This window comes from Staphylococcus auricularis, assembly GCF_001500315.1.
GTDB lineage: Bacteria > Bacillota > Bacilli > Staphylococcales > Staphylococcaceae > Staphylococcus > Staphylococcus auricularis.
Genome location: NZ_LLER01000006.1, coordinates 26,065 through 52,015 on the forward strand (window position 1 = coordinate 26,065; position 25,951 = coordinate 52,015).

Sequence of the window (25,951 nt, forward strand, 5' to 3'; positions counted from 1 at the left end):
GAAAATATCATACAATCAGCATATAATAATGTAAGCGCTTGCTAAGGAGTGTTGCATTATGCTAAAGGAACAATCGAACTCCCAATATCTTATATCAAAGCTGCTGAAAGAAGGCAGTGAGTTATTTAAATTTGGGGGACGAATTGCAAAATTATTATTTATGGAAGACGCGTTTAATATTAATGAAAAAATAGATATCAGTGTGAGCCGTGCTAATTTAGGTGAATTGTTGAGACTGATTTCTCATCAATATCATGCTAAAGGATTCGATGCGAAACGCACGAGTTATGATCTCAATGAGCTGGATGTTAAAACACTTCGATGCGTGAACATCTACTACGGTCCAACACTCATCATTGCTATCGGTGTGTATGACGTGATAGATGATGAATGGTTATTCCGAATGGATGATAATATTCGGTTACCTGAAAAATATATTTATTATCATTCACTTAAATGGGATGTCGATTACATTAAACCTGAAATTGTACTGATGTATGAACTACTAGATCCCATGGTTCAACCGTTACAACCTCCTTCATTTCGTGAAGTAATCGATTCCTTAAGTTATTTTCAATACGTACTTTTACGGACAGTTGTAGGACAAGATCGTATTGAAGCGGCGGTTGAGCACGAAAAACTTGATGATAAACTTAAATGACAGAGTTGATGCATAAGATGACTTTCATGTCATCTCTCGTTTGTAACATCACTCTGTCAATTTTATTTTTAAATTATCGCTTATACTAACATTTAGATGAAAAACAATATTGATACGTTGCAATGACAGCTTTATCTGCATCTTCTAAATCGATTCCGAACATCATTGATATCTCTGAAGAACCTTGGTTAATCATTTTTAGATTAATTTGATCTTTAGCTAATGCATGGGTAATACAATTTGCAGTACCAATCGTACTATACATGCCTTCACCCACGATCATTAAGATCGCCAAGTTATCATCAATGTATAATTCATCGACGTCACATTTCTTCTGAATCGCATTGAGCACAAATTTATCTTTTCCTTTAATTGCGCTCGTTCTCATTATGAAACTCACATTATCAATTCCTGAAGGCATATGATCAAAGGAAATATCGTAATCCTCAAAAATTGCCAATATCTTCTTAATAAAACTTACTTGTTTGTTCATTAAATATTTTTTCACACTAATCACAGTAAAACCTTTGTCACAACTAATCCCACATATGACATTTTCTTTATTAATTTCGCGGTCATGTTGAATTAGAGTTCCTGGATCCTCAGGTGCATTTGTATTTTTAATAACCACTGGAATTCTATCTTTATACAGCGGTTGTAACGCTTCATCATGAAAAACGCCAAACCCTGCATAAGACAGTTCCCTCATTTCTCGATAAGTTACTTCTTTAATAATCTCAGGATGCTTAATTACCGTTGGATTGGCCCGGAAGATACCTGAGACATCCGTAAAGTTTTCATAGAGTTCGGCACGGACGCCTCTAGCAATAATAGCCCCTGTAATATCAGATCCACCCCGTGGGAATGTAACGATATGATTCGATCTTGAGTAACCAAAAAAGCCTGGAATGATTAATTTTTCCTCATAGTCATTCAATTGGTAGATCTTTTCATAAGCTTCATCTATGATTTGAGCATTTTGAGGTAGATCCGTCACCATAATACCTGCTTCCTTAGGTGAAACATAACGCGTCGGGATACCTTGACTATGATTGTAACTCGCAATGAGTTGTGCATTAAAATCTTCCCCACATGAGAGCAACGCATCTAACAAGCGATTGTGTTTATCACGATAGGTCGCAATATAGTGTTCTAGCGTTTCGTCCATCGTAGATAGCAGGGCATCTGACATGTCTAGTTCAGCAATGATATCTCCATAGCGCTGAAGGATTTCGTTCTTTTTAGCCGTGTAATCTAAATTTGCACATACTTTTTCATATAAGCGAATGAGTAGGTCGGTGGTTTTAATGTCTTCTGCATGACGTTTGCCAGGGGCTGAGACAATGACGATTTGACGTTCAGAATCGCTGTTAATTATCTTTAAGACTTTCTTGATCTGTGTTGCATTTACAACTGAACTTCCTGCGAATTTCGTTACTTTCATAATTTGACCAACCTTTCAAAAAATCAGAAAATTATATTTCAATTTTACTTAGATAATGATAGTATATGTACGTATTCTAAAGATTACGAACTTTACAAAATTTTGGGATGAACTTATACTATACCATTATGAAGTATTTATCAAGAGTACAATTGTCTTTTTATGAAAAACACAGGAGATGAATGACTATGAAAGTATTAAATATAGCGATACTCGGACTCGGTACTGTGGGGTCTGGCGTTGTGAAAATCATTGAGGAAAATAATGATCAAATTAAAGCAACGATCAACAAAGATATACATATTCAGCACATTTTAGTGCGAGATAAAAATAAATCTCGCCCCATAAATATTTCCCGATATCACCTCACAGAAGATATCAATGAAATATTAGCGGATGATGAAGTTGATATTGTCGTTGAAGTGATGGGAGGCATAGAACCGACTGTTGATTGGTTAAAACAAGCATTGCAACAAAGCAAACATGTCATTACAGCGAATAAGGATTTACTTGCTGTGCACTTAAAAGAGTTAGAAGCTTTAGCAGAAGAACAAGGTGTGGCACTTAAATATGAAGCGAGTGTTGCAGGCGGTATTCCGATTGTGAATGCGATAAATAATGGTTTGAATGCTAACAATATCAATAAGTTTATGGGGATCCTGAATGGAACATCGAACTTTATTTTAACGAAAATGACACATGAACATACTTCGTTTGAACAAGCACTTGAAGAAGCACAGGCACTTGGTTTTGCTGAAGCGGATCCAACAGATGATGTCGAAGGTATCGATGCTGCACGTAAAGTTGTCATCACTTCTTATTTATCATTCAACCAAGTTATTAATCTTGCGGATGTCACACGTACAGGTATTAGAGAGGTTGCGTTAGCTGATATTGAAACCGCTGACGCCTTTGATTGTAATATCAAACTCATAGGGAAAGGAACGTATGATCAAGGTAAGGTTACCGCATCCGTTGAACCCACGCTCATTCATAAATCACACCAACTCGCTGCTGTAGATTATGAATACAATGCGATCTACGTTATCGGCGATGCTGTCGGAGAAACGATGTTTTATGGTAAAGGTGCTGGAAGTTTAGCAACAGGCAGTGCGGTAGCAAGTGACTTATTAAATGTTGCGTTACAATTTGAGTCCAACCTGCATACGTTACCGCCACATTTCGAGCTTAAAACTGAAAAAACAAAAGCATTAATCGATAGTGATCAAGCGATTTCTATTAAAGAAAAACAAAATTACTATGTAGTCATTCAAACAGAGGGACAGGACATTGAAGCGTTGACGCAATCCATTAAAAAAGCGTTACCGATACACAAAACACTTGATATCAAGACACGTGATAAAGCAACAGTGGCACTATTCATTATCGGAATAGATATCGATCCACAATCATATATCGAAGAAGCAGGATTTAAAGTGGAAAAAATATATCCAATCGAAGGGGTTTAAATTATGATGAAAAGATGGCAAGGTTTAGTAGAAGAGTTTAAAACATATTTACCTGTGAGCGAAAAGACACCTAATATCACATTGAATGAAGGAAATACACCTCTCATTTATTGTAAAGCGTTATCTGAAGAATTGGGCATAGAACTCTATGTTAAATATGAGGGCGCGAACCCCACAGGATCTTTCAAAGATAGAGGTATGTCCGTTGCGATGGCTAAAGCCAAAGAAGAAGGGAAAAAGGTCGTGATTTGTGCTTCTACAGGGAATACGTCAGCTTCAGCGGCAGCCTATGCAGCCAGAGCAGGCTTAAAAGCGATTGTGGTTATTCCAGAAGGGAAGATTGCACTAGGAAAATTATCTCAAGCAGTGATGTATGGGGCTGAAATCGTCTCAATCGAAGGGAATTTTGATGAAGCATTAGAAATTGTTAAAGAAGTAGCAAAAGATGGCGACATTGCACTTGTGAACTCTGTGAATCCATACCGCATTGAAGGGCAACAAACTGGAGCATTTGAAGTCGTACAACAACTCGATGGAAAAGCACCTGATATCTTAGCGATTCCAGTCGGTAATGCAGGCAATATCACTGCATACTGGAAAGGATTTAAAAAATATCACGAGGAAAATAATAGCGGGCTTCCTCAGTTATTTGGTTTCCAAGCAGCGGGTGCCGCACCGATTGTTCAAAATGAAGTAGTTAAAAATCCTGAAACGGTTGCAACAGCTATCCGTATTGGGAACCCTGCGAGTTGGGATAAAGCGACAGCAGCCCTCGAAGAATCTAACGGGCAAATTGATAGCGTGACAGATGAAGAAATATTAGAAGCTTATCAGAAATTAGCATCGACTGAAGGTGTCTTTAGTGAACCTGCGAGTAATGCATCAATCGCTGGATTAATTAAATTACATCGCGCGGGTCAATTACCACAAGGGAAACGTGTCGTTGCCGTATTAACAGGAAATGGTTTGAAAGACCCTGACACGGCGATTTCACTACTAGATAATCCAATTCAACCGCTCGCAAATGATAGAGAAAGTATCTTAAATTATATTAAGGGTGTGCTGTAATATGGAAGGTGTGTTGCATCTTAAAGTACCCGCTTCAACAGCTAATTTAGGTGTTGGATTTGATTCGATAGGCATGGCATTAAATAAATTTTTAGTCATTACTGCTAAACGTAATGATCAACAACGTTGGCGCTTTAAGCACTTAGGTCCCAATGTGGATGAATTACCTAATGACGAGACGCACTATATATACCAAATTGCGCAACGCGTGGCTTCACGTTATGATATTACCTTACCATGTTTAGATATAGAGATGCGCAGTGATATCCCCATGGCTCGAGGCCTAGGTTCTTCTGCATCTGCACTCGTCGCAGCATTATATATCGCTAATCATTTTGGCGCGTTACAGTTATCTAAATATGAGTTGTTGCAGCTAGCGACAGAGTTTGAAGGTCATCCTGACAATGTTGCACCTACGATTTATGGTGGGTTAGTCGTAGGTTATTTTGATCCAAAGACAGGGGATACAGATATTTCTTATATTGATGTACCAAAAGTAGATGTCGTCATTACGGTGCCTAGTTATGAGCTTAAAACAACAGAGGCACGACAAGCCTTACCAGCGACAATGACACATCAACAAGCTGTACAGAGTAGTGCAATCAGTAACACAATGATCAGTGTCTTAATCCAACACAATTACACGCTTGCAGGTAAAATGATGGAACAAGACCAATTACATGAACCGTATCGACAATCACTTATTCCAGAATTTGCTGAGATTAAACAGTTAGCGAAATCATTGCATGCGTATGCGACAGTGATTAGTGGGGCGGGACCAACAGTATTAACATTGGTTCATCAAGCTCATAGTGGAGAACTCGTGAGAACATTGAGAAGCCACTTTCCGGCGTGTACGTCTGAGATTGTTACGATTAATGAATCTGGTATTGTAACTGAAATAGTGTACCCAGCTAGCTGATTTATTGTAGAATAGATGGTGATACAATAACAGACGGAGGGGAACACGATGAGTAACTATAAAGCAATCGTCACAGATATGGACGATACTTTACTTAATTCAGACAATGAAGTCAGTTCAGCAACACAAGATTATTTAGTAAAAGTGCAAGAAGCGGGCTATCACTTAATTTTAGCCTCAGGTCGACCAACTGAAGGTATGTTACCTACTGCACGAGATCTACAAATGGACCGTTTCGGTAGTTACCTAATAAGTTATAATGGTGGTCAAACGATTAAAGTTGCTGATGAAAGTGTCGAAGTCAGCCAAACCATCGATAAAGATCAATATGACGAAATCATTGATTATTTGCGAGACCAAGGATTTTTCAAAGCGACATACAAAGATGGATACATCATCTATGAAGGTGAACATGAATATATGAATATCGAATCTGAACTCACAGGTTTACCGATGAAACAGGTGGATGATATTAAAGCATATATTCAAGAAGAAGTACCCAAAGTTTTAGGTGTGGGCTATGAATCCAATATCAAAGAAGCTTATCAATCAATGGAAGATCAACACTTTAATGATGACATTGATGTCACTATGAGTAAACCATTCTTTTTAGAATTTATAGCGAAAGATGTCTCTAAAGGTAATGCGATTCAACAATTAACTCAGAAACTGGATTTTTCTATGGAAGAAATTGTAGCTTTTGGGGATAGTACGAATGATCTTTCTATGTTAAAAGAAGTGGGCTGTGGTGTTGCGATGGATAATGCGAGTGATGAAGTCAAAGACATCGCAGATAAAGTTACATTAAGTCACAATGACGATGGTATTCCACATGCACTCAAAGAATTAGGAATAGAATAATTAAAAGCATCTGCGCTTTGTTTCTTAACCTTATTAGTACATGAACTTTAAAGGGTTGGGAACATTCATCAGCGTAGATGCTTTTTTTATTTCATCTTTATTGTTGTACGAATGATATGTAACACTTGTCAGGTTTGCGTGTTATTTTGCTGTTTGTGTCCAATCATGTTTACCGCGATGGCGTTTTACATGTGCATAAACTTGGTCTGCAGCATAATCTAAATTTGTATAAACCGTTATCGCAAACGCAGACTGATTCTCTTCAAATGGCTCTTCTAAAAAGACATCTTTTAAATGTGAAAATAAGTTTTCCATTTGGTTATGGTCTAAACTACCATATTCTCTCAACGTTCTCTTAAGTAATCTATTGTTTTGTTCCTCAAAGGATTGGACCACAATTACGAAACGTTCCTCCGTTTTTAATACATCATCAAATAAATTCGTTTGTCCGACCATCTTGTTCACCTCAACTATAAACTCCCTTAACTTACTCTCATTATACAATATAAACCCGAGGGATAAAATAATAATTGGCTATAAAATGAGTGCGTTTTCAATAGCAACTACAAAGTAAAGTACTTTAATAAAATAAATACCCAGTCTGAATGGTTGTGGCCCTACGTTGGTGATCAAAATGACGCACTTTAATAGGACACACCATGCTTCGACTGGGTATAACATTAACGATAATGATTAGAATCTAAATCAATATCATTAAGATTAACTGTTTTTGTTTTATTTATCATTTTATGCACGAGATAGATTAAGAGCAAGATGAACATCGGCGTTACATTTCTAATGACACTGACGATGTCCCCATCCATTAAAGCTCCAAATGAATTACCGAAAAATAGGAACAACAATATCGCTGATACAAGTATCGGGCCTAGTGGATACAATGGAGAACGGTAAGGCAATACGTCCTTAACTTTTTTACCTTGTTTTTTAATGGCACGTCTTAATCTCGCTTGAGCAAGCAGACATGATGCCCAGATAATGATGATTAATGATCCGATAATATTAAGTAAATCGAACACAATATTTGATTTAAACTGTGCGATAACAATGACGAGTAAAACGGTAATGAAAGTTGTGAATAGCGCTCTCACCGGTAGTTTAGTTTTGCTGTTTAATACACTGAAATACTTCGGTGCTGTTTTATCTTCAGACATTGAGAATAACATACGACTTGTTGTATAAATCCCTGAATTTGCTGCTGATAATAACGAAGTAAGAATGACTGCATTAATGACAGATGCTGCAAAAGCGATACCTACTCTATCGAATACGATAGTGAATGGACTGAGATTTACTGAGCTATCTTTGTTTAATAAAGTAGGGTCACTATAAGGAATAATTGCACCAATCACTGCGATAGAAAGAATGTAGAAGAGTAAAATTCTCCAGAAAACTTGTCTGATCGCTTTAGGTATGGATTTATGAGGATTATTTGATTCCCCAGCCGTTACTGCAATCATCTCTGTACCACCGACTGAGAACCCGGCGACGAGAAGGACGCCTAAGAATCCTGATAAGCCACCTACAAATGGTGCCTCACCCATTGTATAGTTCGTGAAACCATAAGTTTTTCCGCCGAGTATACCAAAAATAGTGAGTATACCTACGACAATAAAGACTATGATCGTTACGACTTTAATTAATGATAGCCAGAATTCAGCTTCTCCAAAAGCTCTTACACCAAAAATATTTAATAAGAATAATAAAACTAAAAAGATAAGACTCCATACAACTGGATGGACAACGCGGAAAATTTCCCAATAATCTAAAACGCTCGCCGCGATAATGATATCGACACTAGCGACGAGGATCCACATGATCCAATATAACCAGCCCATGGTGAAGCCGAGTGATTTATCTACAAAGCGCGTTGAGTAAGAACTAAACGAACCGGAAACCGGATAAAAGGTAGCAAGTTCTCCTACTGTAGACATTAAGAAATATAGCATAATACCAATGATTAAATATGCTAATATTGCGCCGCCTGGACCTGCTTGTGAAATGACATTACCAGTGGCAACAAAAAGTCCAGTTCCTATCGCGCCGCCAATTGCTATCATTGTGATATGACGTGAATTGAGACCGCGATTCATATTATTTTGTGCCATAACAATCAGTCTCCTATACTGTGTGAAAATGAATATAATCTATAGTTTAATGATTTTAAGTGCTAAAATCAACGTTTTTTTACAGAAAAGCTAATATAATTCCAAAGGTTTAGAAAATTCCGAATATAATGCGAACGATGTATATGTAAACTAAAAAAGTTGGATCAAATACGTATGTAGAATGAATAAAAAATAAAAGCCACTTCTGTTACAAGGTTATCAAGCTGAAACATCATTCAACATGATTCTAACCATGTAACGAAAGTGACTTAGGCTCATAATAGGTTATTTCAATTAAGTGTTTGAAAAACTTATTATTTAGTTTCACGATGCAATGTATATCTACCTAATCTTGGGCAATACTTTTTCAATTCAAGACGTTCTGGATTGTTACGTTTGTTTTTAGTAGTGATATAATTGCGATCGCCAGTTTCTGTACAAGCAAGTGTTATATTTACGCGCATAGTTTAACACCCTTTCATATCAATATTTCATTATTTTAAACTATTATTGCTTACGAAGTAGAATTGTACCATATGGCCTATCGTAATGCAATATCTATATTGTTAAAACGTGAGGGGACGAATGAATTTTGGAGCTAGACATTACCATTTAATACTTCTTATGATATTGAATTCCATTTAGCAAAAATTTTGAAGTGCTGATAATAATCATAGTTCATTTTAATCGTTTTGTATTATTTGTACTATTATAATAGTAGAAAAGAAATATTTTGTAACTGTGAGAATCATTCATGAACTTTCATAAGGCATGAATCAAAACATAGCTTAGTGGTCGTAACTCCTCTATAATAGAAGTGTTAAGAAAATTTATTGTTGCGCATTCAGTAAAATATGTTAAGATATAAAACGTAATTATTACGATTAAAAGGAGAGGTTTCTATTTATGGCTAAAAAATCCAAAGTAGTCAAAGAACAAAAAAGAGAACAATTAGTCAACCAATATTATGAATTACGCAAAGAATTAAAAGCAAAAGGAGATTACGAAGCACTTAGAAAATTACCACGTGACTCATCACCTACACGTTTAACTCGTCGTTGCAAAGTGACTGGTCGTCCTAGAGGTGTGATGAGAAAATTCGAAATGTCACGTATCGCTTTTCGTGACCACGCTCACAAAGGCCAAATTCCAGGTGTAAGAAAAGCAAGTTGGTAATTTAGTATTATATCGTTTACATTCGTAAAGAAACACTGTATAGTAATCTATTGGTGTTGAGAAATAATTAGACAAATAAAGAAGTACTTTGAGGTAGGGACAAAATTGTTATGTGAAGCAACGTATTTATCAATGCGCAAATCAATGATGTCCCTTTCTCAATGTATAAAATCATTTTATCTTTATGAATGTAAGGGGTCATACTATAATGAAAATTTTTGATTATGAAGATATTCAATTAATACCAAATAAATGTATTGTACAAAGTCGTTCTGAATGTGATACAACAGTAAAATTTGGACCAAAAACATTTAAATTGCCTGTTGTACCCGCAAACATGCAAACAGTTATGAATGAATCATTGGCAGAATGGTTTGCTGAAAATGACTATTTCTACATCATGCATCGTTTTGATGAAGCAGCGAGAAAACCTTTCATTAAAAAAATGCAAGATAAAGGCTTGTTCGCTTCAATCTCGGTAGGTGTTAAATCTAGAGAATTTGATTTCATCGAAACACTTGCAAACGAAAACCTCACTCCAGAATATATCACAATTGATATTGCTCACGGTCATTCTGATTCAGTTATCAATATGATTAAACACATTAAACAACATCTTCCTGAAAGCTTCGTCATTGCAGGTAATGTCGGTACTCCAGAAGGTGTTCGTGAACTTGAAAATGCAGGGGCAGACGCAACTAAAGTAGGTATTGGACCAGGTCGAGTATGTATTACTAAAATAAAAACTGGGTTCGGTACTGGTGGTTGGCAACTCGCAGCCCTCAACCAATGTAGTAAAGCCGCACGTAAACCGATGATTGCAGATGGTGGTATCCGTACACATGGTGATATAGCGAAATCTATTCGTTTTGGTGCATCTATGGTGATGATTGGATCACTATTTGCAGCACATGAGGAATCACCAGGAGAAACAGTAGAACTTGAAGGTAAGAGATATAAAGAATATGTCGGTAGCGCTTCTGAATTCCAAAAAAGTGAACATAAAAATGTTGAAGGTAAAAAAATGTTTGTAGAACATAAAGGTTCACTGAAAGATACACTAACTGAAATGCAACAAGACCTACAAAGTTCTATCTCATATGCAGGCGGTAATGACTTAAACTCATTAAGAAAAGTGGATTACGTCATCGTAAGAAATTCAATTTTTAACGGCGACAGAGACTAGAACTGAGTAGGTGTTAACCATTAGAAAATTTATCTTCTATTTACTTGTATTACTAGTATTGTTTTTAGTTGTACCGATTAAAGAATCACAACCCGTGATTGAATTGGAACAAGGTGTTAAAGATAAAGTAATGGAAGTGACTGATAATGGTTCAGTTACTGATAAAGCATTACAATTACCAGATAAACAAGCATTTTCGATTAACAATATACAAATGAACATGACGAAAAAAGAAGTTGAAGATAAATTAGGTGAAGCACAGCGTGTGACTTCCAATGAATATGGCACAAAATGGTATGCTTACCATTCAGATGAATATAAACAATTTGTGATGGTAAGTTATATTGATAACAAAGTTAATGCGCTGTACACAAATCAAAATATCATTACTTCAAAATCAAAAATTAAATATGGTACCCCTAAATCTGTAGTTAGATCTCGTTTAGGTGATCCTATCGATCGCATCAAAAAAGGGAATGCCAATTACCTTCAAGATAATGATGAATACGATACATTTTTAAAAGATCACATTTATACCACTGTCTTTTATGATGAACATAACGATAATAATTTAACGTCGTTATTACAGATTAGTGAAGAGATGGAAGATCGACTACAACAACAATATGGTGCGCCTTCTCAATCATTAGCACAAAGCTTTGAATTACAAAATTTTGATCTAGTGAATGCAGAGAGAGTCCAACATGGTTTAAATACATTATCTTATTCAGAAGGCATTTCAAATACTGCACGGAAACACAGTAAAGATATGGCAGAACATCACTATTTCGATCATGAAAATCAGTCAGGCAAGTCGCCATTTGATCGCTTAGAAGATGATGGATGGCACTTTAATGCAGCAGGTGAAAATCTAGCATACGGTCAAATGAGTAGTATTTACGCGCATGAAGGTTTAATGAACTCTTTAGGACACCGTAAAAATATATTAAAACGTCAATTCAGTACACTTGGCGTAGGGGTAGACTTTAATGATAAACGTCAACCTTATTGGACTGAAAATTACACTGGATAAATGTTTAGCTTTTGTGTAACCGGGTAATTTTATCTGGTAAGGGATGAGGTATTATGAATATAGAACAAAATCATACGACAGAACAAACAGAAGATATCTTGGAAAAAGTAAAAACACTTTTAAATAAAAAAGACGAAAAATAGGAGGCTGAGCATCATTGCTCAACCTCCTATTTTTTTGGAGTGTCGTGCTTTTAATTTATAATTCTCGGAATAAACCTACAACTTTACCTAAAACTGAAACATTTTGTAAATAGATTGGATTCATTGCGCTGTTTTCTGGTTGCAGACGATAACGCGTTTTTTCTTTGTAAAAGCGTTTAACTGTTGCTTCATTTTCCTCAGTCATGGCGACAATAATATCCCCATTTTCTGCAATCGTTTGACTGCGAACAATGACTTTATCCCCATCTAATATGCCTGCTTCAATCATACTATCTCCTTCAACATTTAAGATGAAGATATCGCTGTTATGAGTAGAAGTAAAATGCTCCGGAAGTGGGAAGTACTCTTCGACATTTTCAACAGCAGTAATTGGTATACCAGCTGTGACTTTACCAATCACAGGCACGTGAATGGTATCTTCCATATTGACTTCTTCTTCCATTTCTTCAGAAACAATTTCAATCGCGCGTGGTTTCGTCGGGTCTCTTCTGATGTATCCTTTTTCTTCTAAGCGTGATAAATGGCCGTGAACGGTTGAGCTAGACGCGAGTCCAACTGCCAAACCGATTTCGCGTACACTTGGCGGATAACCTTTCGTTTGTACGATGTGTTGGATAAATTCAAATATTTCCTTTTGACGTTTAGTTAATTCTTTCATATTCGGCACTCCCTATGATTATTTAATTGTATTATAGCATGAGTGAAACACTTTTACAAACATTTGTTCGTTTTGTTGTTGACAGAGAACACCCGTTCTGTTAAGTTATTAATACAAACAATTGTTCTAGGAGTGAAATTGAATGATATCTATAAATAAAGCCAATATAAAAATGTATATCACCGTAATGCTAGTTACTGCAGTCTTTTTAACCCTTTTCCTTGTGGGTGCGAACAAAAATGCGAATATAGAACAAACGTACGAAGTCACTGACCATACAATTAACACACAATATGTAGATAGCGAACAAAACGAACGAACAACTACGAACGATAAAGATCAAAAATCAGAACAACCATCCTCTCATAAAGAAGAACGCCCTGTTATGGCCTCTGCACAATCGGATTAAACTTGATATGATAAAGAAAAGTGAGCGAAACGATTTTGGTTCAGTCACTTTTTTGTTATATTTTTATTAGATTAACATAAGGTGGGAAACAGGATGACAGAGGACAATCACGTAGATTTAGATCGTATTAACGAACTAGCTAAAAAGAAGAAAGAACAAGGCTTAACTGAAGCAGAAGCTAAAGAACAATCTAAATTACGTAAAGCTTATCTTGCTTCATTTAGAAAGAACTTCAAAGAACAGCTTGAAAATACAAGAGTGATAGACCCAGAAGGTAATGACGTTACCCCTAAAAAGGTAAAAGATAAATTAGATAAAAAAGAAGAGGATTAAAAATCAGAATTTTGATACGCACTCTTGAACTAAGAATTCGCTCTGGGTGCGGTCCGCTGTATTTAATCCTAAAATGTAAGCGCTCATATAATGATGAAAGTGATTGGGAATCAATATTATTTTAAGTTATAATGAGCGAAAGCTTGCAAATAGAAAGGAAGTCATTAAGATGTTTAACGAAAAGGACCAACTAGCAATTGATGTAATTAGAGCGTTGAGTATCGACGCAATAGAACAAGCAAACTCAGGACATCCAGGTTTGCCAATGGGCGCAGCTCCAATGGCTTATACATTATGGACACGTCATTTAAATTTCAATCCCCAATCTAAAGATTACTTTAATAGAGATCGATTTGTATTATCAGCAGGCCATGGCTCTGCTTTACTATATAGCTTATTACATGTTTCAGGTAGTTTAGAATTAGATGAACTCAAATCATTTAGACAATGGGGTTCTAAAACACCAGGACATCCAGAGTACGGACATACAAATGGTGTAGAAGTCACTACTGGACCACTTGGCCAAGGTTTCGCTATGGCTGTAGGTATGGCACTTGCAGAAAAACATCTCGCAGGTAAATTCAATAAAGAAGATGCACACGTTGTGGATCACTATACTTATGTTCTAGCATCAGATGGTGACTTAATGGAAGGTATCTCTCACGAAGCTGCTTCTTTAGCAGGTCATAGTAAATTGGACAAACTCATTGTGTTATATGATTCAAATGATATTTCACTTGATGGTGATTTAGATAAAGCATTTTCAGAAAATACTAAAGGTCGTTTTGAAGCATATGGCTGGAATCATATCTTAGTTAAAGACGGAAATGATTTAGATGAAATCAATAATGCGATTGAAACTGCTAAATCACAAGAAGGTCCAACGATTATTGAAGTTAAAACAATCATCGGATTTGGGGCACCAAACAAACAAGGTACACATGGGGTTCACGGTGCACCACTTGGACCTGATGAACGTAAATTAGCTTTTGAACAATACAATCTTGATCCAGATCAAACATTCAATGTACCTGATGAAGTCTATGAAATCTTCCAAGACACAATGTTAAAACGTGCGAATGAAAATGAAGAAAAATGGAATCAATTAGTAGAACAATACAGTGAATCTTATCCGGAATTAGCTGAAGAATTTAAACAAGCGATGAATAGACAATTACCAACAAATTACAAAGATGAATTGCCTCACTTTGAAGTAGGTTCAAGCAATGCGACAAGAGCTGACTCTGGAGAAATCATCCAAGTCTTAAGTAAAAGTGTTCCTTCATTCTTCGGTGGTTCAGCTGACTTAGCAGGTTCAAATAAATCTAGTGTGAAAGAAGCAACAGACTTCAGTAAAACGTCACCAGAAGGAAAAAACGTATGGTTTGGTGTTCGTGAATTTGCTATGGGTGCTGCAGTCAATGGTATGGCTGTCCACGGTGGATTACATCCATATGGTGCAACATTCTTCGTATTTAGTGACTACTTAAAACCAGCACTTAGATTGTCTGCACTGATGGGATTAAATTCTATCTTTATCTTTACACATGATTCTATTGCTGTAGGTGAAGATGGTCCAACACACGAACCAATCGAGCAATTAGCAGGTTTACGTGCCATTCCAAATATGAATGTGATTCGTCCAGCTGATGGTAATGAAACACGCGTTGCTTGGGAAGTGGCACTTGAATCTGAAAACACACCAACATCACTTGTGTTAACACGTCAAAAATTAGACGTCATGGATCTTGAAAAAGATACAGTAGAAGAAGGTGTACGTAAAGGTGGTTACGTTGTTTACGAATCTGAACAAACACCTGAATACTTATTAATGGCATCTGGCTCTGAAGTGACATTAGCAATCGATGTAGCGAAAGATTTAGATGCACAAGGTAAAGGTGTACGTGTCGTATCAATGCCAAACTGGAAGGCATTCGATCAACAATCAGAAGAATATAAAGCTTCTGTACTTCCAAAAGAAATAACTAAACGTGTTGCTATTGAAATGGCTGCTTCACTAGGTTGGCATAAATATGTCGGTACAGAAGGTAAAGTCATCGGTATCGATGAATTTGGTGCAAGTGCACCTGGTGACTTAGTCGTTGAAAAATATGGCTTTACTAAAGAAAATATTTTAAACGAAGTACAAACATTCTAAGCTCATCATATTAAATAAAATAAGTTAGAAGCGATGTTTTCTATAAATAGTGAATGGCAGTGTATGTATCACTATTAAAATGGAGATAGTAGTAGTGGAGTGAGTCGCAACGTCCTATTGCATAAACTATACATGAGGTAGAGTAATCTAAGTCACTGTATAAAAATGTGATAAACATGGCGTGTTGCTCACTTCACTTTTTATATTTGTATAGGAACAGCGCTTTACAAACAGCTTAAAACATTGATATAATACGGAAGTTGAAATGTAGTTTTATTGACTTTTAACTATATTAAAATAAATCATCAAACAGTTTATGTAAAAAGGAAAGTGGGTGCAACTATGGCAACTTGGTTAGCAATTTTACTTATCATCGTAGCACTTATTGCAGGTTTGGCTGGTGGTTTTTTCCTCGCAAGAAAATATATGTTCGATTATCTCAAAAAAAATCCTCCAATTAACGAAGAAATGTTACGTATGATGATGATGCAAATGGGTCAAAAGCCTTCTCAAAAGAAAATTAATCAAATGATGAACATGATGAATAAAAACATGGATACAAAACCTAAAAAATCCAAATAACGCATCATTTAAGGGCTGAGTGGCACTTGTACAGGTGGTACCCAGCCCTTAAATTTTTATCCGTGGCACGATTATGGCACGAATTTTTTCAATTAAAATTAGTAAAACTTTTCTCTAAAATATTTGTCACAGCTTGTTCTCTGATGAGGTAAAGCTACCATGTAGATTGTAGTATTGAAATTGATAGATAATATCACTTTAAATAATATTCAACATCGGGTGCCCAGATATTTTTTACACTCTAATATTTGAGAAGAATATCTACATTGTAATTATCAGAATATTTTTACAAATACAACGTTGATATCCTATATGTCATGAGTAAGGAGATTAAAGACTTATACCAGACATGATAAAATCGTTCCTTGATTTCCCAGTAGTCACAATACTGATTATTCCAGGAACGACAAAACAAATTAGGCTTTGGCATCTGGGTTATTTACATAAAAAATCTAAAGACAAAGACTAATACTGTGGCGCCTTTGAGGCTCCACCTTACAAATTTATAATATTTTTTGGGGGTGTAAAACATTTATATATCATTATTAATTTTAAGTATACCAGTGTTACTACTTATTGGGAGAAAGACACATTTTTATTATTTAGAAAAGAAGAATGGACGTAGATAAAATGAGTGACTACAAAAGAAAAATTATTGAGTTAATCAAAAGTGATATATCTGGATATAAGATTTATGCTGAAACCGGGATTAGTCAAAACACTTTATCTTCTGTAAGAAGAGGGAAACGTGATATAGACAACTTAACTTTAAAAACAACTGAAAAACTGTACGAATGTGCAATTAAATTATTATAAACAATGATATAACAAAAATATACAATATCTAAGCAGTGAGAGGTCATAAGAACTGACGTTTGTTATACTGTAATATTCACGAGCACATCTTGAACCAACCCATACCATCAAAATTCTATTTTATGGGACACTTATGAGACACTTTTTTAAAAATCGCATTTGTTTTTACTGACACTTCTCAAAACCACAATATAATTATTCTAATTAAAAAATTATATAATTGGTTCATATTCTAAAAAATTATTGTGCTTCCACTCATTTTGTGATAATCTACTTTTAATAAAATGGTGGAGGCGCTTACATTATGGCTCAAGAAAAGGTTTCGGTTAAACAATTTTTAATGAATGTGCTTAATGCAGTAGGTATCGGTGTAGTCGTTGCTTTAGCTCCTAATGCTTTATTAGGTGAGCTTTTGAAGTTTCTAAAAGAAGGTAATGTGGTATTAGAGACGCTTTTCCAAATGGTTGTTTTAGTTCAATTTTTCATGCCTTTTATTATCGGGGTTTTAGCAGCTTATCATTTCAAGTTTAATGGGGCAGTTGCTACAACAATTGGTGTCTCAGCCCAGTTAGGATCAGGGGCTGTACAATTTAAAGATGGTGCTTTTCAGTTAGTCGGTATTGGTGACATTATCAATGTGATATTAGTCCTCATCATCGCTTGTTTGATCTATTACTTACTTCAAGGTAAATTAGGGTCGTTTGAATTGATAACAATCCCTATACTCATTCCAATTGTAAGTGGGGGCATTGGATTAATCACACTCCCTTATGTAGCGAAAGTGACACAGGGATTAGGTAATATTATCAATACGTTTACTGAGTTGAATCCATTAGTCATGTCGATCTTAATCTGTATCGCCTTTGCTTTATTAATGGTGACGCCGATCTCTCTTGTGGCTATTGCGGCGGCTATAGGTTTAACGGGTCTAGGTAGCGGTGCTGCAAACTTAGGCATCGTTGCAGCCTGTGTGACGTTCTTATTTGGTTCATTACGCATTAATTCAGTTGGTGTCAATGTCATGTTATTCTCAGGTGCTACGAAAATGATGATTCCAGTTTATTTCAAACATTTAATCATTATGGTGCCGCTTATCATTAACGGTATCATTGGTGGTTTACTCGCTTATTTTGCGAATATACAAGGAACTCCGATGTCAGCTGGATTTGGTTATGTAGGATTAGTGGGACCAATTAATGCTTATAACCGGATGGGCGGCGATCCAATAATGAATATTATTATTCTATTATTCGTCTTTTTAATCATTCCATTTACGTGTGCGTTTTTCGTACATCAAATTTGTAAAAAATTAATTAAACCTTATTCTGATGAAATTTATAAATTTGAATTACCAGAATCATAATTAAATAAAGCATCGGTGCACATAGCGTGACATCGATGCTTTATTTTTACTCAGTTAACGAATATTGAGCTTTGCCCGCTTTCAGTCTCTCGGTGAAGTTTAGTTCACTTGTTTTAATTTTCGTTAACTCGCAATGTATGTATGGTTAAATAATTTGTAATGAACAAAATGCGCATATTCAGCTGATTTAGATAGTATCAAAATCGTATCATTACCAGCAATCGTTCCTAGTATTTCATCTAAATGCATGAGATCGATAAAAAAATTAATACTTTGTGCGAATCCTGGAGATGCTTTGATAATCAGATAATTTTCTTTAATAGTGACCTTTTCTATTTCTTCTTCATAAAATTGTTTCAACTTAGATTTTGCCTCGTGTTGAACATTAGCTTCGATTTTTTGATAACATCGATCGTTATTAGCGGTGGGCATTTTGTAAATATTTAATTCATCTAAATCTTTACTTATTGTTGAAACACTATACTTAATACCAAAATAGTCATTGATCAAGTCTACAATTTCTGCTTTAGAATGAATGTCATTTTCTTTAACAATGATAGATATTAAGTCTAAACGTTTACTCTTTTTCATATAATCCCTTCCTTATTCGCATGTGCTCCCATACATACATAAGGCTCACTTTTATTATACCGAATTTCTGAACGGTAATATACAGAATTTTTCTCGAAAACAAAATTTAATCATTTTTATAGGTTTATACGTGTTTTAGTTTGAAATTGAAATTTGACTATAAATGCATAAAAACGTATAGAAAATAAAATAGTAAAAATTAATTACTTTCAATTCATCTCATTATGCATATTTCTTCAAGTTTTATATGCTTATAGTGTATAAATTATCGTTTTAATGCATTGAATACCTGTTTTATATGAAGTTTTGTACATGATCATTGTGAAGAACTTCTCAAAGTTCGTAATGAAACCGTTTTATAATAAAGTCAAACAAAGATGAAGGAGGACATAAAAATGGGAAATGGACCTATTCATGTCAATAATGAAATCGGGGAGCTCAAAACAGTATTACTTAAAAGACCGGGTAAAGAACTGGAAAATTTGGTACCTGATCATTTAAGCGGACTCTTATTTGATGATATTCCTTATTTAAAAGTAGCACAAGAAGAACATGACAAATTTGCTCAAGTATTACGTGATGAAGGCGTGGAAGTGGTTTACTTAGAACAACTTACCGCTGAAGCAATTGAAGATCCAGCTGTACGTGAACAATTCATCGATGATATTTTAGCAGAATCTCAAAAAACAGTATTGGGTCATGAAAAAGAACTCAAAGCACTCTTTAATGACTTAGATAATCAAGCACTTGTTGAGAAAATCATGGCAGGTGTTCGCAAAGAGGAAATTCAACTAGAAACTAATCACCTTGTTGAATACATGGATGACCGCTATCCTTTCTATCTTGATCCAATGCCTAACCTTTACTTCACAAGAGACCCACAAGCATCTGTAGGTCGAGGCATGACAGTTAACCGCATGTATTGGCGCGCACGTCGTCGTGAATCTATCTTTATGACGTATATTTTGAAATATCATCCACGTTTTAAAGATGAAAACACACCAGTATGGTTAGACAGAAATTCACCATTCAACATTGAAGGTGGGGACGAATTAATTCTATCTCAAGAAGTCGTTGCCATCGGTATTTCTGAACGTACTTCAGCACAAGCAGTTGAACGCTTAGCAAGACAAATTCTATTTGATGATCAATCAACTTTCAAAAAAGTACTCGCAATAGAAATTCCAAACAGTCGTACTTTTATGCATCTAGATACAGTATTTACGATGATTGATTATGACAAATTTACAATGCATGCCGCTATTTTCAAAGAAGAAGGTAACTTGAATATCTTTACATTAGAAAAAGACGAACAAGGTGAAGATATCAACATCACTCACACAAATAAATTACAAGAAACACTCGAAGATGCACTTCATTTAGACCATATAGAACTCATTCCAACTGGTAACGGAGATGTGATTGATGGTGCACGTGAACAATGGAATGACGGTTCTAATACGCTTACAATTCGTCCAGGGGTTGTCGTCACTTACGACAGAAACTACGTCTCAAACAAATTGTTACGAGATAAAGGTGTTAAAGTTATCGAAATTACCGGTAGTGAGTTAGTACGTGGACGAGGCGGCCCAAGATGTATGAGCCAACCATTATACAGAGAAGATATTTAATCGAGTAAATAAATGCATTTTAATCTTAAATCTAAAATAAAGAAAGAAGGAAAAGATTATGTCAGAAATTCAAAAACCACTTAACTTAAAAGGAAGACATTTCTTAAAAGAAGATGATTTTACTAAAAAAGAATTTAGTGATTTAATAGACTTTGCAATTACATTGAAAGATTACAAGAAAAATGGTATTCCACATCGTTATTTAGATCATAAAAATATTGCGCTATTATTTGAAAAAACTTCAACACGTACAAGAGCAGCATTTACAGTGGCCTCTATTGATTTAGGTGCGCATCCTGAATTTTTAGGTAAAAACGATATTCAATTAGGTAAAAAAGAAACGGTAGAAGACACTGCGAAAGTATTAGGTAGAATGTTCGATGGTATCGAATTCCGTGGTTTTTCTCAACAAGTCGTAGAAGATTTAGCTAAATATTCAGGTGTACCTGTATGGAATGGTTTAACTGACGCTTGGCATCCAACACAAATGTTAGCTGACTATATGACAGTGAAAGAAAACTTCGGTCACTTAGATCATATTAAATTAACATATGTGGGTGATGGACGTAACAACGTCGCAAATTCACTCTTAGTTGCGGGTCCGATGCTCGGTGTTGATGTAACAATTTGTTCACCTAAAGAATTGTTCCCTTCACAAGATTATGTTGATATTGCTGAAAGACGTGCGAAACAAGATGGTGGTTCAGTCACAATTACTGATAACATCGACGAAGGTGTGAAAGATGCTGACGTAATCTATACAGACGTATGGGTTTCTATGGGTGAAGAAAGTGAATTTGAAAACCGCATTAACTTACTGAAAGACTATCAAGTCAATCAAGAATTATTTGATAAAACTGGCAAAAAAGACACAATCTTCTTACACTGCTTACCAGCATTCCACGATACAAATACTGTTTACGGTCAACAAATTGAAAAAGAATTCGGTTTAACAGAAATGGAAGTCACTGACGAGATATTTAGAAGTGAACATTCTAAAGTATTTGATCAAGCAGAAAATCGTATGCATACGATCAAAGCTGTCATGGCAGCGACATTAGGATAATTTTACTAAAAGGTACAAGCAGGTTTAGATCCGATTGATCAGCCTCAGTTATCAACCAGACCATCAATATGTAGCTCTAAACCTGCTCCTTTGTTTAAAGGAGACATGACATATGAGTGAATCAGATACAAATAAATTAAGTAAAACGTCGCTAATTGGTCTCGTCATAGGTTCAATGATTGGTGGCGGTGCATTCAATATTATCTATGATATGGGGCATCAAGCAGGTGGCTTAGCGATCATCATTGGTTGGGTCATTACAGCCATTGGTATGATTTCTCTAGCCTTTGTCTTTCAAAATTTAACGAATGAAAGACCTGATTTAGATGGTGGTATCTACAGTTACGCTCAAGTGGGATTTGGAGATTTTATAGGTTTTTCAAGTGCCTGGGGTTACTGGTTTGCAGCATTTCTCGGTAACGTTGCGTATGCCACATTATTAATGTCTGCAGTCGGCAATTTCTTTCCGATTTTCAAAGATGGAAATACCCTACCTAGTATTTTAGTTGCTTCTGTATTGTTATGGGGTGTCCATTACCTCATTTTAAAAGGGGTAGAAACTGCTGCTTTTATCAATAGTATCGTAACCGTTGCCAAATTAATTCCGATACTACTCGTCATTGTATGTATGATCGCTGTATTTAACTTTGATACGTTCATGCAAGGTTTTTACGGTATTACAAGTGGTGAGGCAGGTGTCTTTAGTTGGGGAGATACACTCGATCAAGTTAAAAGCACCATGCTCGTAACCGTTTGGGTATTCACTGGTATTGAAGGTGCTGTTGTCTTCTCAGGCCGTGCAAAAAGTAAGAAAGACGTCGGTACAGCAACTGTCATTGGTTTAGTATCCGTACTTGTCATCTATTTCTTAATGACAGTGTTAGCCCAAGGGGTCATTCAACAAAATCATATTTCAGAATTATCTAATCCATCTATGGCTGCTGTATTAGAACAAATCGTCGGTCATTGGGGCTCTATATTTGTCAATATTGGGCTAATCATTTCTGTATTAGGTGCTTGGTTGGGTTGGACCTTACTTGCAGGAGAATTACCGTTCATCGTTGCAAAAGATGGATTATTCCCTAAATGGTTCGCTAAAGAAAATAAAAATAAAGCACCAGTCAATTCTTTATTAATTACCAATGTATTAGTACAAATCTTTTTAATCAGTATGTTATTCACAGAAAGCGCTTATCAATTCGCATTCTCTCTTGCATCAAGTGCCATCTTAATACCATACATGTTTAGCGCATTCTTCCAAATTAAACATACGTACTTAACCAAACAACGCGCAACACCGAAACAGTGGTTGATAGGTATCATTGCCTCTATCTACACGGTATGGCTTGTATATGCTGCAGGTATCGACTACTTGTTATTAACTATGTTGCTTTATATACCTGGACTATTTGTCTATAGAACGGTTCAAAAAAATAATAAAAAATCATTAACGAAATTAGATTATATCTTCTTCATTATCATTATTATTCTAGCAATTATAGGCATTTACAGATTAGCGATCGGTGCTGTAGCTGTATTCTAACAGAGGAGTGAATTTTATGAATAACAAAATTGTCATTGCATTAGGTGGGAATGCAATCCAAACAGATGATGGTTCTGCCGAAGCACAAAGAAATGCGATACGTGAAACGATGCAAACACTTAAACCATTATTTAAAACAGATACAGATATTGTGATTTCACATGGGAATGGCCCTCAAATCGGCAATATGCTGATTCAACAATCTGTTGCTGATAGTGAACAAACACCTGCAATGCCATTAGATGTTTGCGGTTCAATGACACAAGGGATGATCGGCTTTTGGTTAGAAACTGAAATAAACAGAATATTGACAGAAATTGAAAGTGAGCATCGTGCAGGCACCATTATCACACGAGTTGAAGTTGATCCTGAAGATCCACGTATGTCTACACCTACAAAACCGATTGGTCCATTTTACGATAAAGCAGAAGTCGAAGCGCTTCAAAAAGAAAATCCTGATTCTGTATATAAAGAAGACTCTGGACGAGGTTATCGAAAAGTTGTACCTTCACCACTACCCGTTTCTATTTTAGAACATAAACTTATTAGCGATTTGGTAGAGGATAAAAATATTATCATTGCTTGCGGTGGCGGGGGCATCCCAGTAGTGAAACAACATAACACATATGAAGGTGTAGAAGCTGTAATTGATAAAGATTTTGCGAGTGAAAAATTGGCACAACTCATAGATGCTGATACACTTATGATATTAACTAATGTTGAAAATGTTTATGTTAATTTTAATGAACCGAATCAACAGAAGTTAACGGATGTGGATGTTGCGACATTGAAAGATTATATTGATCAAGGGACATTTAAAGAGGGATCAATGTTGCCTAAAATTGAAGCAGCAATTGATTTTCTCGAAAGCGGCTATGGTCAACGTGTAATTATTACAAATCTTACTAATGCTTATGAAGCATTGGAAGGAAAGGTGGGTACACAAATTAAACGATAGTTTCTAAGGAGGAGAATGTATGATCAATAATAATTCACTAACCCTCGAACATAGTGAAGAATACTTAGAACATCTCGCTCAATTTATTCATATACCTTACACCGAATTAAGACCATACAAAAATGAATTTATTACAAGAAAATATAATAAAGGACAAGTCGTTTACTATTCTTCTGATGATATGAGTCACATGTATTTTTTGCTAGAAGGACATGTCTTACGTGAGCACTTTAATAAAAATGGTGACGTTTATCGCATTTTAAATAAAGATATCAGATTATTTCCATTACACAGCTTGTTTCAAGAGCATACGACGAATGAAATGTGTACGACCATTACTGATTGCGTAATTATTTCGATACCCATCGATTTTATGGAATATCTCTGTCTCAATCATGCTAATGTGTTTAAACGTATCTATCAGTTACTGTGCCAAAATGAACAACAACAAATGGAATATCATATGGCGCTAAATGCGAAAAGTGCGAAAGAAAGCATTATTAAAATACTGATTTATTTATGTCATACAATCGGATATGACAATGATGAATTTTATGAAATTAAATCATTTTTAACGATCCAAATGATTAGTAATTTAGCAAGTGTGTCTCGCGAAACGACGGGCCATATCATCCACGAATTAAAAGAAGATAATATATTAATGCATCATAGTAAAAATTGGATTATTAGTAAGGCCATACTAAAAGCAATTTGATTAACCATGGTGCGAAAGCGTAATAGTATCATTTAATCTTTAATCATCATCTAAGTGAATTTACGATTAACATAGTTTACGTTCAGCTACACATCGATACGACCTCGATGTTGACCATTTAAATTTTGACACATCACTCAACCCTCGCTATCTCATTAGTGAGGGTTTCTTTGTATTGTAGATGTATTTTGATTATGAAAACTTCATAAAGTGCGTATAGAGCATCCGTTGAAAGAAAAGTAAGATAGAAGCAAAGGTGACTCTATAAAATCCGAGACATAAAATTTTACGATAAAATTCTACTGAAATTTATCTTGTATAGTGGTATACTGACGATTAAGATTGCTATTTGATAAGTAATGAAGAAGGTGTAATACATGATATATTTAGTGTTTTCAATTGGTATGGCCTTTGTCATGGGTATTATCGTTATCATTGTAAGGATGAAAGCACAAAAATTTCCAGTTAATGAGAAAAAAATCATTTTACCACCTATTTTTATGTCTACCGGCGCATTGATGTTTGTCGTACCTTATTTTAGATTGACGGGTGCTGAAATTATTGAGTGTATTATTTTAGGATTAATATTCTCAACTGTACTTATATGGTCCTCTCGGTTCGAAGTTAGAGGTGCAGAGGTCTATATGAAACGGTCAAAAGCTTTTCCAATAATATTGATTTCATTACTCGTTATTAGAACGGTGATTAAGCTCTTTGTAAGTAAAGAAATTGATCCGGGTGAAATTGCAGGTATGTTCTTTTTATTAGCATTTTGTATGATACTACCATGGCGCTTAGCAATGTTATATCAATATAGAAAACTCAAAAATAAAATCATTTCATAAATCAGAGTACACGTAGAAGCAGTCTCGTTATTTCTACTGTAATATTTAAGAAAAAGTGGATGATAGAGAACAGAACATTGAAATCTTAAACGGGATTTCATTTCTGTTCTTTTTTTGTTGATTTTGAATATGAAAACGCATAGAATGAAAGGGAACAAATGTTCTGTTTGGAG

The 25,951-nt window shown here is 35.4% G+C and carries 26 protein-coding genes; 20 read left to right on the forward strand and 6 right to left on the reverse strand.

Annotated features, from left to right (window positions below; all coding sequences use genetic code 11):
- The first annotated feature begins 58 nt into the window (after positions 1-58).
- On the forward strand, positions 59-661 hold the full coding sequence (locus APS80_RS03600) for a hypothetical protein (RefSeq protein ID WP_059106922.1): 603 nt from the start codon (positions 59-61) through the stop codon (positions 659-661).
- Positions 662-746: 85 nt separating this feature from the next.
- On the opposite strand, the gene APS80_RS03605 is transcribed toward APS80_RS03600, so the two are convergent.
- Positions 747-2,105, reverse strand: coding sequence for an aspartate kinase (locus tag APS80_RS03605; RefSeq protein ID WP_059106923.1), 1,359 nt, complete (start codon positions 2,103-2,105; stop codon positions 747-749).
- A gap of 188 nt (positions 2,106-2,293) precedes the next feature.
- Here APS80_RS03605 and APS80_RS03610 point away from each other — a divergent pair, with 188 nt between their 5' ends.
- The 4 genes from APS80_RS03610 to APS80_RS03625 are packed head-to-tail and all read left to right on the forward strand — an operon-like array spanning position 2,294 to position 6,425.
- Positions 2,294-3,574 (forward strand): homoserine dehydrogenase, encoded by a 1,281-nt coding sequence (locus tag APS80_RS03610; RefSeq protein ID WP_059106924.1) that lies wholly within the window; start codon positions 2,294-2,296, stop codon positions 3,572-3,574.
- Positions 3,575-3,580: 6 nt separating this feature from the next.
- Positions 3,581-4,642, forward strand: a complete 1,062-nt coding sequence (gene thrC, locus APS80_RS03615) for a threonine synthase (RefSeq protein ID WP_059106958.1) — start codon at positions 3,581-3,583, stop codon at positions 4,640-4,642.
- A gap of 1 nt (position 4,643) precedes the next feature.
- Positions 4,644-5,564 (forward strand): homoserine kinase, encoded by a 921-nt coding sequence (thrB, locus tag APS80_RS03620; protein ID WP_059106925.1) that lies wholly within the window; start codon positions 4,644-4,646, stop codon positions 5,562-5,564.
- 48 nt (positions 5,565-5,612) lie between these two features.
- The gene (locus APS80_RS03625; RefSeq protein WP_059106926.1) at positions 5,613-6,425 is read left to right on the forward strand and encodes a Cof-type HAD-IIB family hydrolase; all 813 of its coding nucleotides are present in this window, start codon (positions 5,613-5,615) and stop codon (positions 6,423-6,425) included.
- 141 nt (positions 6,426-6,566) lie between these two features.
- Here APS80_RS03625 and APS80_RS03630 read toward each other — a convergent pair whose 3' ends face one another.
- The 3 genes from APS80_RS03630 to rpmG all read right to left on the reverse strand — a co-directional run bounded on the left by APS80_RS03630 (position 6,567) and on the right by rpmG (position 9,015).
- A complete protein-coding gene (locus APS80_RS03630; protein WP_059106927.1) occupies positions 6,567-6,881 on the reverse strand; it encodes a hypothetical protein in 315 nt (104 codons plus the stop codon).
- Between the two features lie 224 nt (positions 6,882-7,105).
- Positions 7,106-8,551 (reverse strand): amino acid permease, encoded by a 1,446-nt coding sequence (locus APS80_RS03635; RefSeq protein WP_059106928.1) that lies wholly within the window; start codon positions 8,549-8,551, stop codon positions 7,106-7,108.
- A 314-nt stretch (positions 8,552-8,865) separates the two neighbouring features.
- On the reverse strand, positions 8,866-9,015 hold the full coding sequence (gene rpmG / locus APS80_RS10555) for a 50S ribosomal protein L33 (protein ID WP_083498155.1): 150 nt from the start codon (positions 9,013-9,015) through the stop codon (positions 8,866-8,868).
- Positions 9,016-9,457: 442 nt separating this feature from the next.
- Between rpmG and rpsN the strand changes: the two genes are divergently transcribed.
- The 3 genes from rpsN (at position 9,458) to APS80_RS03650 (ending at position 11,946) form a co-directional block, all read left to right on the forward strand.
- Entirely contained in the window at positions 9,458-9,727 is a 270-nt protein-coding gene (rpsN, locus tag APS80_RS03640; protein ID WP_059106929.1) for a 30S ribosomal protein S14, read from the forward strand.
- Positions 9,728-9,935: 208 nt separating this feature from the next.
- Positions 9,936-10,913 carry a GMP reductase gene (gene guaC / locus APS80_RS03645; RefSeq protein ID WP_059106930.1) on the forward strand — a complete coding sequence of 326 codons (978 nt, stop codon included), beginning with the start codon at positions 9,936-9,938 and terminating at the stop codon, positions 10,911-10,913.
- Between the two features lie 10 nt (positions 10,914-10,923).
- The gene (locus APS80_RS03650; protein ID WP_059106931.1) at positions 10,924-11,946 is read left to right on the forward strand and encodes a CAP domain-containing protein; all 1,023 of its coding nucleotides are present in this window, start codon (positions 10,924-10,926) and stop codon (positions 11,944-11,946) included.
- A 198-nt stretch (positions 11,947-12,144) separates the two neighbouring features.
- Here APS80_RS03650 and lexA read toward each other — a convergent pair whose 3' ends face one another.
- The gene (gene lexA, locus APS80_RS03655; RefSeq protein ID WP_059106932.1) at positions 12,145-12,768 is read right to left on the reverse strand and encodes a transcriptional repressor LexA; all 624 of its coding nucleotides are present in this window, start codon (positions 12,766-12,768) and stop codon (positions 12,145-12,147) included.
- Positions 12,769-12,910: 142 nt separating this feature from the next.
- Between lexA and sosA the strand changes: the two genes are divergently transcribed.
- From sosA to APS80_RS03685, 6 genes are all read left to right on the forward strand, one after another.
- On the forward strand, positions 12,911-13,177 hold the full coding sequence (gene sosA / locus APS80_RS03660; RefSeq protein WP_059106933.1) for a DNA damage-induced cell division inhibitor SosA: 267 nt from the start codon (positions 12,911-12,913) through the stop codon (positions 13,175-13,177).
- A 93-nt stretch (positions 13,178-13,270) separates the two neighbouring features.
- The gene (locus tag APS80_RS03665; RefSeq protein ID WP_059106934.1) at positions 13,271-13,510 is read left to right on the forward strand and encodes a DUF896 domain-containing protein; all 240 of its coding nucleotides are present in this window, start codon (positions 13,271-13,273) and stop codon (positions 13,508-13,510) included.
- 169 nt (positions 13,511-13,679) lie between these two features.
- Entirely contained in the window at positions 13,680-15,668 is a 1,989-nt protein-coding gene (tkt, locus tag APS80_RS03670; RefSeq protein WP_059106935.1) for a transketolase, read from the forward strand.
- Between the two features lie 342 nt (positions 15,669-16,010).
- Positions 16,011-16,250: a YneF family protein gene (locus APS80_RS03675; RefSeq protein WP_059106936.1), complete on the forward strand. Its 240-nt coding sequence runs from the start codon at positions 16,011-16,013 to the stop codon at positions 16,248-16,250.
- 630 nt (positions 16,251-16,880) lie between these two features.
- Complete coding sequence (locus APS80_RS03680; RefSeq protein ID WP_059106959.1) at positions 16,881-17,066, forward strand: hypothetical protein; 186 nt, start codon at positions 16,881-16,883, stop codon at positions 17,064-17,066.
- Positions 17,067-17,370: 304 nt separating this feature from the next.
- The gene (locus tag APS80_RS03685; protein ID WP_059106937.1) at positions 17,371-18,429 is read left to right on the forward strand and encodes a PTS sugar transporter subunit IIC; all 1,059 of its coding nucleotides are present in this window, start codon (positions 17,371-17,373) and stop codon (positions 18,427-18,429) included.
- Positions 18,430-18,552: 123 nt separating this feature from the next.
- On the opposite strand, the gene APS80_RS03690 is transcribed toward APS80_RS03685, so the two are convergent.
- A complete protein-coding gene (locus tag APS80_RS03690; protein ID WP_059106938.1) occupies positions 18,553-19,020 on the reverse strand; it encodes an arginine repressor in 468 nt (155 codons plus the stop codon).
- Positions 19,021-19,415: 395 nt separating this feature from the next.
- Here APS80_RS03690 and arcA point away from each other — a divergent pair, with 395 nt between their 5' ends.
- The 6 genes from arcA (at position 19,416) to APS80_RS03720 (ending at position 25,778) form a co-directional block, all read left to right on the forward strand.
- Positions 19,416-20,651, forward strand: coding sequence for an arginine deiminase (arcA, locus tag APS80_RS03695; RefSeq protein WP_059106939.1), 1,236 nt, complete (start codon positions 19,416-19,418; stop codon positions 20,649-20,651).
- Between the two features lie 58 nt (positions 20,652-20,709).
- Complete coding sequence (gene argF / locus APS80_RS03700) at positions 20,710-21,717, forward strand: ornithine carbamoyltransferase (protein WP_059106940.1); 1,008 nt, start codon at positions 20,710-20,712, stop codon at positions 21,715-21,717.
- 112 nt (positions 21,718-21,829) lie between these two features.
- On the forward strand, positions 21,830-23,260 hold the full coding sequence (arcD, locus tag APS80_RS03705; protein ID WP_059106941.1) for an arginine-ornithine antiporter: 1,431 nt from the start codon (positions 21,830-21,832) through the stop codon (positions 23,258-23,260).
- A gap of 16 nt (positions 23,261-23,276) precedes the next feature.
- Positions 23,277-24,218 carry a carbamate kinase gene (arcC, locus tag APS80_RS03710; protein ID WP_059106942.1) on the forward strand — a complete coding sequence of 314 codons (942 nt, stop codon included), beginning with the start codon at positions 23,277-23,279 and terminating at the stop codon, positions 24,216-24,218.
- A 19-nt stretch (positions 24,219-24,237) separates the two neighbouring features.
- Positions 24,238-24,933 carry a Crp/Fnr family transcriptional regulator gene (locus APS80_RS03715; protein WP_059106943.1) on the forward strand — a complete coding sequence of 232 codons (696 nt, stop codon included), beginning with the start codon at positions 24,238-24,240 and terminating at the stop codon, positions 24,931-24,933.
- Between the two features lie 377 nt (positions 24,934-25,310).
- The gene (locus tag APS80_RS03720; RefSeq protein ID WP_059106944.1) at positions 25,311-25,778 is read left to right on the forward strand and encodes a CcdC family protein; all 468 of its coding nucleotides are present in this window, start codon (positions 25,311-25,313) and stop codon (positions 25,776-25,778) included.
- The last annotated feature ends 173 nt before the right edge of the window (positions 25,779-25,951 follow it).

Excerpts from the sequence above, each read along its gene's own strand:
- APS80_RS03610 (WP_059106924.1), top strand. The coding sequence starts at position 2,294 with ATGAAAGTATTAAATATAGCGATACTCGGACTCGGTACTGTGGGGTCT.
- thrB (WP_059106925.1), top strand. The coding sequence starts at position 4,644 with ATGGAAGGTGTGTTGCATCTTAAAGTACCCGCTTCAACAGCTAATTTA.
- APS80_RS03685 (WP_059106937.1), top strand. The coding sequence starts at position 17,371 with ATGGCTCAAGAAAAGGTTTCGGTTAAACAATTTTTAATGAATGTGCTT.
- APS80_RS03680 (WP_059106959.1), top strand. The coding sequence starts at position 16,881 with ATGAGTGACTACAAAAGAAAAATTATTGAGTTAATCAAAAGTGATATA.
- lexA (WP_059106932.1), bottom strand. The coding sequence starts at position 12,768 with ATGAAAGAATTAACTAAACGTCAAAAGGAAATATTTGAATTTATCCAA.
- APS80_RS03720 (WP_059106944.1), top strand. The coding sequence starts at position 25,311 with ATGATATATTTAGTGTTTTCAATTGGTATGGCCTTTGTCATGGGTATT.
- APS80_RS03630 (WP_059106927.1), bottom strand. The coding sequence starts at position 6,881 with ATGGTCGGACAAACGAATTTATTTGATGATGTATTAAAAACGGAGGAA.
- arcA (WP_059106939.1), top strand. The coding sequence starts at position 19,416 with ATGGGAAATGGACCTATTCATGTCAATAATGAAATCGGGGAGCTCAAA.
- APS80_RS03635 (WP_059106928.1), bottom strand. The coding sequence starts at position 8,551 with ATGGCACAAAATAATATGAATCGCGGTCTCAATTCACGTCATATCACA.
- APS80_RS03625 (WP_059106926.1), top strand. The coding sequence starts at position 5,613 with ATGAGTAACTATAAAGCAATCGTCACAGATATGGACGATACTTTACTT.
- APS80_RS03665 (WP_059106934.1), top strand. The coding sequence starts at position 13,271 with ATGACAGAGGACAATCACGTAGATTTAGATCGTATTAACGAACTAGCT.
- sosA (WP_059106933.1), top strand. The coding sequence starts at position 12,911 with ATGATATCTATAAATAAAGCCAATATAAAAATGTATATCACCGTAATG.
- APS80_RS03600 (WP_059106922.1), top strand. The coding sequence starts at position 59 with ATGCTAAAGGAACAATCGAACTCCCAATATCTTATATCAAAGCTGCTG.
- rpmG (WP_083498155.1), bottom strand. The coding sequence starts at position 9,015 with ATGCGCGTAAATATAACACTTGCTTGTACAGAAACTGGCGATCGCAAT.
- tkt (WP_059106935.1), top strand. The coding sequence starts at position 13,680 with ATGTTTAACGAAAAGGACCAACTAGCAATTGATGTAATTAGAGCGTTG.
- argF (WP_059106940.1), top strand. The coding sequence starts at position 20,710 with ATGTCAGAAATTCAAAAACCACTTAACTTAAAAGGAAGACATTTCTTA.
- APS80_RS03675 (WP_059106936.1), top strand. The coding sequence starts at position 16,011 with ATGGCAACTTGGTTAGCAATTTTACTTATCATCGTAGCACTTATTGCA.
- arcC (WP_059106942.1), top strand. The coding sequence starts at position 23,277 with ATGAATAACAAAATTGTCATTGCATTAGGTGGGAATGCAATCCAAACA.
- arcD (WP_059106941.1), top strand. The coding sequence starts at position 21,830 with ATGAGTGAATCAGATACAAATAAATTAAGTAAAACGTCGCTAATTGGT.
- thrC (WP_059106958.1), top strand. The coding sequence starts at position 3,581 with ATGAAAAGATGGCAAGGTTTAGTAGAAGAGTTTAAAACATATTTACCT.
- guaC (WP_059106930.1), top strand. The coding sequence starts at position 9,936 with ATGAAAATTTTTGATTATGAAGATATTCAATTAATACCAAATAAATGT.
- APS80_RS03715 (WP_059106943.1), top strand. The coding sequence starts at position 24,238 with ATGATCAATAATAATTCACTAACCCTCGAACATAGTGAAGAATACTTA.
- APS80_RS03605 (WP_059106923.1), bottom strand. The coding sequence starts at position 2,105 with ATGAAAGTAACGAAATTCGCAGGAAGTTCAGTTGTAAATGCAACACAG.
- rpsN (WP_059106929.1), top strand. The coding sequence starts at position 9,458 with ATGGCTAAAAAATCCAAAGTAGTCAAAGAACAAAAAAGAGAACAATTA.
- APS80_RS03690 (WP_059106938.1), bottom strand. The coding sequence starts at position 19,020 with ATGAAAAAGAGTAAACGTTTAGACTTAATATCTATCATTGTTAAAGAA.